Source organism: Synechococcales cyanobacterium T60_A2020_003 (assembly GCA_015272205.1).
Taxonomy (GTDB): Bacteria; Cyanobacteriota; Cyanobacteriia; order RECH01; family RECH01; genus JACYMB01.
The window spans coordinates 1-8,896 of record JACYMB010000253.1 but is presented as its reverse complement, the minus strand read 5'-3'; the positions used below and the strand labels follow the sequence as shown (position 1 = coordinate 8,896).

Genomic DNA, 8,896 nt, shown 5'->3' with positions numbered 1-8,896 from the left:
GCGCCGCGCCAAAAACATGTTTGGTTTTAGTGAGCATTTAAGCAGACTTGATATAGAGGAGTGATCTGGAATAGATGTTCAGCCGCAGAGTATGGGCAAGCCCCTCCCGTAGAGCGGTCGCTTGCCATCCGTCCTACACCATGGTGCGCCTTTGCTCCCCCGGCAACAGCCTTATTTTAGTTTTGTTGCGATCGCCCGTCCTTCAAGTTTGGATAAAGAAGCATGGCTAGACGCCAACGTTGCGACTCAAAAGGTAAGGTCATGCATGGCCACAATCCAACGTAGGCCACTGATGCAGTAGTACAATCCAGCCACGATCAGCACCATTGCCCCTACTAGAACGATGCGTTGCGAATGGGGAAGCAGCGATCGCGCCTGTTTTGCAAATCCGGTGAGGACGCTGGCGGCAAACAACACAGCCGTATAGCCGAGGGCATAGCTCACCATGGTTAAAACGCTCTGAAGCTGGGATCCGGTCGTGGCGGCAACGCCCAGGATGGAGAATAAAAACGGACTGGTACAGGGCGAGGTGACTAACGCAAAGGTGAGACCGACGCCATAGGCTCCGGGAATGGGTGACGGGCTTGGGGTTTGGGCAACGGCAGGGGCACCCATCCCAGCAAATTTAGCCCCATCCCTACGATCAGCGTTCCGACGGCAAGGTAAACATAGCCCTGCATTTGTAGCAATACAAAACTCGCTGCCGACGAGACTAGTCCCAGAATGCTGAGGACGGTCACAACGCCCAAAACAAAGGCGATCGCCTTACCAAGAGCGTCGCGGCGGGAGGTGATGGTGCGGGTGCCGATGTAGCTAAGGTTCACCGGGAGCAGTGCCAAAATGCAGGGCGAAATGCTGGCGACCAATCCCCCGAGAAACGCAAAGACTAGGATCGTCAGGCGAGAGGCAGGCACATGGGCTTGATACCACTGGTCGTAGTGATCTTCAATCCAAAACACAGCATCTTGAATCGGTTGAAGCAGCATGACGGGACGAATTTGGTTGAATGCCAAGGCAAGGGCGATCGCCCCCAGCATTAGCCCCCCAAATTTGAGATAGCGGGAGGAAGGGAAATGCCGAGGGGGATGCGACGCTTCGGTTGATTCGGGAGACGGGGTAGACGCTGGATCGGGAGTAGTCATAGGAGCGGTGGAAAAACCATAGGGTTACTTCTATTAAAAGCGGCAGTTCAACTCCGGTGCAAAATTTTTCTGGGGCGATCGCCCATCGTTCGATACCCCGTCCCCCCAAAAATTAACGCTGCCTCACCCGGAGGAGCAGCAGCGCTAAATGATCCGACGAGAATCCGTTAGAGAAGTCCTAAGGATTCCAAGGCGGCCTTGGCGGCGGCCTTTTCGGCATCCTGCTTGCGACGCCCCGTACCCTGACCAAAAGATTGCCGCGCCACCTGCACTTCTGACGTGTATTCGCGGGCATGGTCGGGGCCAGTTTGATTGACAATGACATAACGCGGGTTTTCACCCAGTTTGGCTAAAGCCCATTCCTGGAATCGGCTCTTAAAGTTCACGCTGGGAACCAAAAGTGCCAAATCGTCTACAACGCTCTCAAACAAGAGAAGCATGTACGCCCGAACCGGATCGACGTTCGAGTTTTGGTCTAAGAAGTAGGCACCGATAATCGCTTCAAATGTACTGCTGAGTAAGTTGCGGTTTTGTCGTCCACCGTCCCGCTCGGCACCGCGCCCTAGCCGCATGACGTTGGGTTGGTCTAGGCCAACGGCGATCGCAAACTCACTCAGTTGTTTCTCATCCACTAAGGCCGACCGTAAGGCCGTGAGTTCGCCTTCCGGCTTATCGGGATAGCGTTTGTATAAGAGTTCCCCACTCAAAAAGTTGAGTACGGCGTCTCCCAAAAATTCTAACCGTTCATTATCTTGGCCTGCGCTAGGATGCTCATTTACAAAGGAGCGATGGGTGAGGGCTTGCTTTAGCAAGGCTTCATCATCAAACTCTGGCAGTCCTACCATTTGGAGTGCCTCCACAGCAACGTAGTTGAAATAGGTTTGGATTAACGAAACAAACGCCCCGACCCTGCATCGGGACAGCGGACACAGATTGTAAGCAGATGACGTAGAGAATTTCTATTGTACGGAGCGATCGCCGCAAAATGAATGGATAATTTTCACTATCTTTATAACTAACAAGGAGTAGGCGTTCTCTGGCTTGAGAAAGCGCCTTTTCGTCTCGCTGCTTCTCGTCATCTTCATCGATACGTCATAAAATCATCCGGATCGCTCCTCCAATTGGTTGAATACAGAACCGATATTTTACGCCAGACTATATTGTATGGCTGGGATACAGGCGATCGCCCCCAGTTTATACATAACAGTTGGCTTAGGGTGGAACCGATGAAGACTCTGTTAAGCACGGCAATGTTAAGTACAGCAATTTCTGACTCGTCGATTGGGCAGGTCATCCAAAAGATTCTACGAACGGGACGGATTACGGCGGCACAACAGCGATGGTTACTCAAGGCAAACGCCATTGGGCAGGTGCTCAATGATGAAGAAATGCAGCTTGTGAAACAGGTGTGCGATCGCCTCAGTACGGGGTTGATCAAAGTTGTGGACTAATGCTAACGGCCAGCGTACGACCGTTAGCCACCTGATGAACGTTATCCGCTACTCATGATTCCCCGGCAGTTGCTTCGCGGGAAAGTGATATACATGTGCCTTTTGAACTGCCTAGTGCTGTGTTCAGGAGGCACAGTCTGTTTTGAGGACGCTTAGGAGCGATCGCCCTCTCTGGGTCAGGACTTGACTTACGCACTACGTGCGGCGTCCTGAGTCTTGTAAGCGATTTTGCGCGGGTTACACCCGCGCAAAATCGCCCAATTGCGTAAGTCCTGTGGGTTTGATAGGACAGTTTGAAAATTGGTCGTGTTTATTTCCGTGTTCCTACGGCAAAAATCTAGTCATTTCTTAGAGATTGGATGGAAACCAGTCCCTCAAACCGTTTGTTCTACTTGGGTTGGCGCTGTTTTAAATAGGTTCCTGATTTTGACTCTCGACAGTCACTTGCAAAACCGGACTATGTTGCAACGACATAAGGCACCTTCTCAAAGATACTAACGTCTAGCTCAATTAAAGCAAGATTTTTATTGACTACAAACCGCTGAACAGCAAGGCATACGCTGTTTTGGCGTTATCTCCAAACACAGACTTTCTGGGTTTGGGCAGGGATGTTTTGTGTATTTTTCAGAGTCTTGTAGGGAACCCATCCGCTGAATAGTAACGGAAAGATAAGCGATATGGCAAGAGCATCAGCAAGCAGTCTTAGACAATATCAAGATATTTCAATCCAAAATCAGACAAAAACGATTCATGATCAGATTAGTGGTTCTGGGTTGGGGCACTTTTATCGGTTCCGTCTCACGAATCGGAGTAGCATCGATCTCACCCTGAAGCGGCAAGATGCAGGGCCTCTCAATCTGGAGCTGATTAGCGATCGCAATGGAAATAGCAAAATTGATAACGGTGATGTCATTGCAACGTCGCGATCGCCCCGCAAACAAAATCGCATCAAGTTTTCGGGATTGGACGATGGCGAGTATTTTGTGCGGATCTATCCCGATGGACGTAAGTCTCCAACGTATGAACTGAAGGCCTCTGCGGAAACGAAGAAGGGGACTGATCCGGCCTATCAGATGCTGTTGTGGACGAATAAGCTGCGTCGCCAAAACGATCTCTCGGAGCTATCTCTAAATACGCAATTAACCGATGCGGCTAAGGGACACTCGCGCAGTATGGCAGAGTTCAACTTCTTTAGCCATACAGGTAAAGATGGCTCCCAACCGGGCGATCGTATTCTGGATGCCAACTATCGCTACGCCAAAGCCTCTGAAAACATTGCTATGGGTGCCGCCAAACACCGAGCAGCCTTTGATGCCTGGGCTAGCAGCACCGCAGACAAAGCCAATCTCCTTGATCCCGCTTACAAAGAGATGGGGTTAGGCTATGCTCGCAGTAATACGGATAAGCGATACTGGACTCAAACCTTTGGGGATCCTACAGGTACTCTCTCGGCTGGCTCTGGTGGTTCTAGTCAGCGCTGGACGGGCAGCTTTATCAACCGCACCTCCAGCAACTACAAAGACTATAAGACCTACGATTTCTCCAAGCCTGACGTCGTTCTAGACCTGGGTGGTCAAGGGAAAAAAGGATCGACGGTGGCACGCCTAAAGCTAGACTATGGCTTAGGTAGCCCCGATTCCAAAATCCAAAATAGCCGCTTTGCAATGGAAGCGTGGACCCGGATTCCCTTGGAGGCGGGACGATTCTATCAAGTCACCAGTAAATCGGATGATGGCACTCGCTTCTACGTAAAGAGTGCTGCAACCCAGAAGAAGCTGGCCGATATCGGTGGCGATTGGCAAAATCGTTCTGCGAGCGATCCGGCATGGAAACAGACATTTACCGCCTCCACTAGCGGCAACTATGATTTCTACGTTCAGTATTACGAGGATTTCGGTGCTTCGATTGTGGATGTCAAGATTGAGCAACTGACATTCAAGGGTCAAGTGGCGAGTTCTGTGAATGCCCTGAACGTGCGATCGCGCCCTTCGACGTTGAACAACACTGCCATCAAAGCGATTAATGGTGGAACGTCGTTTACTGTGCTTGGCAAAGTCAACTCACCTGACGATACTACCTACAAGCAGTGGTATGAGATTCAGTTGAGTGATGGCACTAAGGGATACGTCGTTGCGGATAACAGTTTGGTTAACGTATCGGGTGCGCCAAATAGTATCGTCAATATCAACGATCCCAACGCGACTCAAAATCCCATCGGTGGCGGCGATAACACCACCGATCCTAATCCAATTCCAACGGGTACAGGCTATATTAGCCCTCGCGTACTCAAGACCTCCGGCGATACGATTCCATTCCGCTCAGATAACTCGCTGGACAGTACCGTGATTGCCCAACTGGGTGCCAATACGCCACTCAAAATTCTAGGTAAAGAGACAGGTGACTACTATCTGGACAATCGATTTGATGAGTGGTATCGCGTCAGTACAACGATCAACGGACAAGTGAAAGAGGGATATGTAGCAGCCTACTATGTAGACGTTCCCAGCGATGGCAAAACATTCTCGTCTGCTATTTCTAAAACTAACCCTTACTACAAATCCCACTTAGAGGAAGCTGAAGATCCCTACTACTACACCAGTAGCTACAAGCCCTTTATCGAAGAAGCGGCTGCTTTGTATAGTTGGTTATCCCCGTCGATTATTGCAGGGATTGGCTCTCGTGAGAGTGGATGGGGACTATTCCTGAGCCCTAAAGGCCCCACCGGAACCGGAGATGGTGGCCATGGCCGAGGACTGATGCAGATTGACGATCGCTACCACAAAACCTTTATCAACAGTGGTCAGTGGACCAATCCACGCGCCAACATTATGTACGGGGTGAAGAACGTTTTGGGAAGCTACTACGACTACTTCGATCGCACCACCAATCTCAGTGGCGTGGCTCTCCTGCGGAGTGCGATCGCAGCCTACAATGCTGGCCCAGGTAACGTCGATCGAGCCTTGAGTGAAGGTCGTGACGTAGACTACTACACCACCGGACAGGACTACTCTTGGGATGTGTTGAATCGGGCAGGCTATTTCCAGCTCAACGGTTGGACCTAATACCAAGTCGTCAAAAGATTGCTACGGATCTAGGAGGTATGGACAGAGCTTTATCACTATTGTTCTGTCCTTCGTTTTCGCCAAGGGGTGATGGTTGGCTTTGCCCTGATGTGCAATGGTGAAACTAGTGAAAACGAATCATATAGCGCTAGCCATATCGGTTAGGACATTTTGGTGGGGCGGCTTCGCCGCCCCACCAAAATGTCCATGTCCTAAGCTAGCTGGCAAACAGCTATACCTGCCATGCATGCTGCTGGTGATAGGGGCTTAATGGGCGATCGCAAAAAACCTCCGAATCCTCGGAGGTCCATAACGGTATCTAGCTTGGGTTTCGCCTGCAGGGGCGATCGCCCAAGGTAAAACTTGGGCATTGTTTGTATCACTGACCATCGTTAAAGCGCGTCGAGCCATAGGTTCGACTGTAGCGACCGTCGGTAAAATGCGTCGGGCCATACGTCCGATCGTACTGAACCGTGGTGCTCTGATCGGGAGCATACTGAACAGCGCTGGCGGTTGATGCTGAAATTCCAGCCACGGCTAAGAGGGAAATTCCACTTACTATAAGGCGTTTCATCATGGATCCTCCTGTTTTGTTCATGACATAGTGGGCTTACGTTGGATCTGATTTGATTATGCGTGACCATCCTGAGTGTATTCTGAGATACACTTTAAAATTCGCTGAGTATCGAAAAATTAAGAGATCGACTGTAACGATGGCTGATTACCGCTTCAAGATTTAATCTCCGGAATGACGGCTACAGATGCGATGCCGAAGTCGCTAGGGAACCATCCATGCTGTTAGGGTTAGGGTTTTAGCGTAAGATGATTCGAGATTTATCCCTTGACGCCAGCACGAGCCGTCTGACCATGAAAGCTTTGCTCCCAATCGCTCCCAACCAGTTCTCCACCCTGCTTACAAGTGTCGGTATTTCCCTAACGCTGCTCAGTTTTCCCCTGCCCAGTCAGGCTCAGGTTCTTGCACCGGAAGCCGAATCCTCCAACGTTGAGCAACAAACCCTAACCATGGGTACTGAGGCCGATTATATTCCCTTCGCGTATCGCTATGCCTCCGATCCGCCAAGTGGCATCGTTGGGTTTGACATTGCTGTTGCAGAGCAAATCAAGAACTCATGGCCTTGGGAGCATCAAATTTACTCTGTGGATTTGGCGCGTCGTTTGCCGTCGGTGGCAGTATGTCACGTTCGGCAGTGAACGATAGCAGCGGCGCTAAAACCCCTTTGGCAGGAGGCATTAGTTCCGTCATTCTAATTGTTGTTCTTTTATTCCTAACAGGACTAAGTGGGTAACCTGAATTAAACGATGTCCTGAGAACGGTATACCGAGCTTTCTAGGTTCCAGAGCTACGTTTAGTTAGGACTCTCTACTTATCTAAGGATTGAGGATTAAATAACCTGTAATTCTGGTTTGGCGGTATAGTTCCACTGAGGTAAGAATTTATCAAAGACAATTTTCATGTTGCATTTGAAGTCTGCAATGACTTTTCGACCTGTCTGATAGGTGTTGTCGAGAATCGTCGTAAATACCTTCAGACCTGTGCGAGTCGTTGCTGTTGCCATCAGTTCCTGTACGGTTTGGACACTGTCAAAAATCACCCCCTGACAATTGCTCGTTGCGATGCTCACTCTCCCCAGTGGCCAGGGGCTTCACTGCTTTGCGTTTGCGAAAGTTGTGCTTCTCCAATAGTTGGTCTACAACGGTCACACTGACCTCAATCCCCTCGTCCTGAAGCAACGCCGCAATCTCATGACGTTTGAGATTTGTCCACTTGATGGTTTCATCCATCGGTGACCCTGCTGTATGCTGCTCCAAAACGCGCAAAAAAGCCTCATCTAATCCAGCAATTGTCTCAAAGGCTGATTGTCGTCCCCCGCCAACTTGGCGAATCCGGTCTCCTGCGAGTGCCGCTTCGTCCTTCAGTTCTGCCATCCCCAATGCTAAGGTTTCATGGTGGCATCCGAATAATCGGCGGATGTAGCTCTGCCCACCGTACCCTAGCTTCACGGCTTCAATTGCTGCATAACGACGACGATCCTTCTCAGATAGCGATTGATAGTATCGTTGCATTTGGGCTTCGATCTCAGCAGGGTAAGGTTGCATCGACCCTCCGATTCATCAGTTTGCTTTTCTAGCTTACAGATACAACGGGATGTATTACACCTTATTTAATCCACGTTCCTTAATGTCTAAACTTTCTGGCTCCGTCAGCAATTTCTCCAACGCCTCAATGATTCGTAACTGATCATCTCGCGGCATTCGTTCCAGATACTTTTGGGCAGACTTCAACACAACATACGAGTATGGTAGTCGGGCTGGGTTTTGGCGGTTGTATCGGCTCTTTACGCAAATGGGTATCCCGGTAACGGTCTATGGTGTGGCCATGGCGCTAGAGCGGAATCCCGACGCGGTTGCGGCCATGCTGGAAGCCAACTGGGAAATAGCCAGTCACGGGTATCGTTGGATTGACTACAAATACACCGCAGAGTCTGTGGAACGGGCGCATTTAGAAGAGGCGATCGCCATTCATACCCGCGTGACCGGAAGTAGACCCTTGGGATGGTATACCGGACGCAACAGTCCTAGCACTCGCAAACTCGTGGTGGAAGAAGGTGGATTTCTCTACGATGCCCACAGCTACGCCGATGACTTGCCCTACTGGGTTCATGATTACGGTAAACCTCATTTGGTGATTCCCTATACCCTCGACAACAACGACATGCGGTTTGCTACGGCTCAAGGCTTTAACTCTGGCGATCAGTTCTTTGCCTATCTGCGTGATGCCTTTGATACACTTTACGCCGAAGGGGAAACCGCTCCCAAGATGATGAGTGTGGGGCTTCACTGTCGCCTTGCGGGGAGACCTGGTCGCACGGCTGCGCTCCGTCGTTTTTTGGAGTATATACAGCAACATGACCGGGTTTGGCTCTGCTGTCGAGTAGATATTGCTCAGCATTGGCACAAACATCATTACCCCATATCTACGTCATGAAAAGGCTTTGTTGCATGATTAGAAGGATGATCAGGCTCACCTTGAGGTCGTCCGGGTATTAAGCTTCGACTTTGTAGCTATCGGGTTTAGCGATCTGAATCATGCGGTTGAGCGCAATACATTTGATGAACAATTCCACGGCTTGATTGTCAAATTGACGCGCACTGAGATTGCCCCCAAAAATAGTCTTAAAGCGGAACATGGTAGTTTCAGCAATCGAACGACGATGATAGC

General features: G+C 50.2%; 7 protein-coding genes and 3 pseudogenes. 5 read left to right on the top strand and 5 right to left on the bottom strand.

Features of this window, described 5'->3' with window-relative positions:
* Positions 1–246: 246 nt before the first annotated feature.
* Together IGR76_12675 and rnc are read right to left on the bottom strand one after the other, a co-directional pair.
* Positions 247–1,142, bottom strand: a pseudogene (locus IGR76_12675) (sulfite exporter TauE/SafE family protein).
* 167 nt (positions 1,143–1,309) lie between these two features.
* Complete coding sequence (gene rnc, locus IGR76_12670; GenBank protein ID MBF2079336.1) at positions 1,310–1,987, bottom strand: ribonuclease III; 678 nt, start codon at positions 1,985–1,987, stop codon at positions 1,310–1,312.
* A 381-nt stretch (positions 1,988–2,368) separates the two neighbouring features.
* Here rnc and IGR76_12665 point away from each other — a divergent pair, with 381 nt between their 5' ends.
* Both IGR76_12665 and IGR76_12660 read left to right on the top strand, forming a co-directional pair.
* Positions 2,369–2,593 (top strand): hypothetical protein, encoded by a 225-nt coding sequence (locus IGR76_12665; GenBank protein MBF2079335.1) that lies wholly within the window; start codon positions 2,369–2,371, stop codon positions 2,591–2,593.
* Positions 2,594–3,270: 677 nt separating this feature from the next.
* Positions 3,271–5,655, top strand: coding sequence for an SH3 domain-containing protein (locus tag IGR76_12660; GenBank protein ID MBF2079334.1), 2,385 nt, complete (start codon positions 3,271–3,273; stop codon positions 5,653–5,655).
* 379 nt (positions 5,656–6,034) lie between these two features.
* Here the strand turns inward: IGR76_12660 and IGR76_12655 are convergent, their stop codons facing one another.
* Positions 6,035–6,232, bottom strand: a complete 198-nt coding sequence (locus IGR76_12655; GenBank protein MBF2079333.1) for a hypothetical protein — start codon at positions 6,230–6,232, stop codon at positions 6,035–6,037.
* A 290-nt stretch (positions 6,233–6,522) separates the two neighbouring features.
* Between IGR76_12655 and IGR76_12650 the strand changes: the two genes are divergently transcribed.
* Both IGR76_12650 and IGR76_12645 read left to right on the top strand, forming a co-directional pair.
* Positions 6,523–6,867: a hypothetical protein gene (locus IGR76_12650; protein MBF2079332.1), complete on the top strand. Its 345-nt coding sequence runs from the start codon at positions 6,523–6,525 to the stop codon at positions 6,865–6,867.
* Positions 6,786–6,962 (top strand): hypothetical protein, encoded by a 177-nt coding sequence (locus IGR76_12645; protein ID MBF2079331.1) that lies wholly within the window; start codon positions 6,786–6,788, stop codon positions 6,960–6,962. The genes IGR76_12650 and IGR76_12645 overlap by 82 nt, the downstream gene beginning before the upstream one ends.
* 96 nt (positions 6,963–7,058) lie before the next feature.
* On the opposite strand, the pseudogene IGR76_12640 reads toward IGR76_12645, so the two are convergent.
* Positions 7,059–7,773: pseudogene (locus IGR76_12640) on the bottom strand (hypothetical protein).
* A 193-nt stretch (positions 7,774–7,966) separates the two neighbouring features.
* Here IGR76_12640 and IGR76_12635 point away from each other — a divergent pair.
* Positions 7,967–8,662 (top strand): annotated as a pseudogene (locus IGR76_12635) (polysaccharide deacetylase family protein).
* Positions 8,663–8,720: 58 nt separating this feature from the next.
* Here the strand turns inward: IGR76_12635 and IGR76_12630 are convergent.
* Positions 8,721–8,896, bottom strand: a 176-nt coding sequence (locus IGR76_12630) for an IS5/IS1182 family transposase (GenBank protein ID MBF2079330.1), incomplete at its 5' end; no start/stop codon positions are given.

Coding starts and splice junctions, on each gene's coding strand:
- rnc (MBF2079336.1), bottom strand. CDS start 1,987: ATGGTAGGACTGCCAGAGTTTGATGATGAAGCCTTGCTAAAGCAAGCC.
- IGR76_12665 (MBF2079335.1), top strand. CDS start 2,369: ATGAAGACTCTGTTAAGCACGGCAATGTTAAGTACAGCAATTTCTGAC.
- IGR76_12660 (MBF2079334.1), top strand. CDS start 3,271: ATGGCAAGAGCATCAGCAAGCAGTCTTAGACAATATCAAGATATTTCA.
- IGR76_12655 (MBF2079333.1), bottom strand. CDS start 6,232: ATGATGAAACGCCTTATAGTAAGTGGAATTTCCCTCTTAGCCGTGGCT.
- IGR76_12650 (MBF2079332.1), top strand. CDS start 6,523: ATGAAAGCTTTGCTCCCAATCGCTCCCAACCAGTTCTCCACCCTGCTT.
- IGR76_12645 (MBF2079331.1), top strand. CDS start 6,786: ATGGCCTTGGGAGCATCAAATTTACTCTGTGGATTTGGCGCGTCGTTT.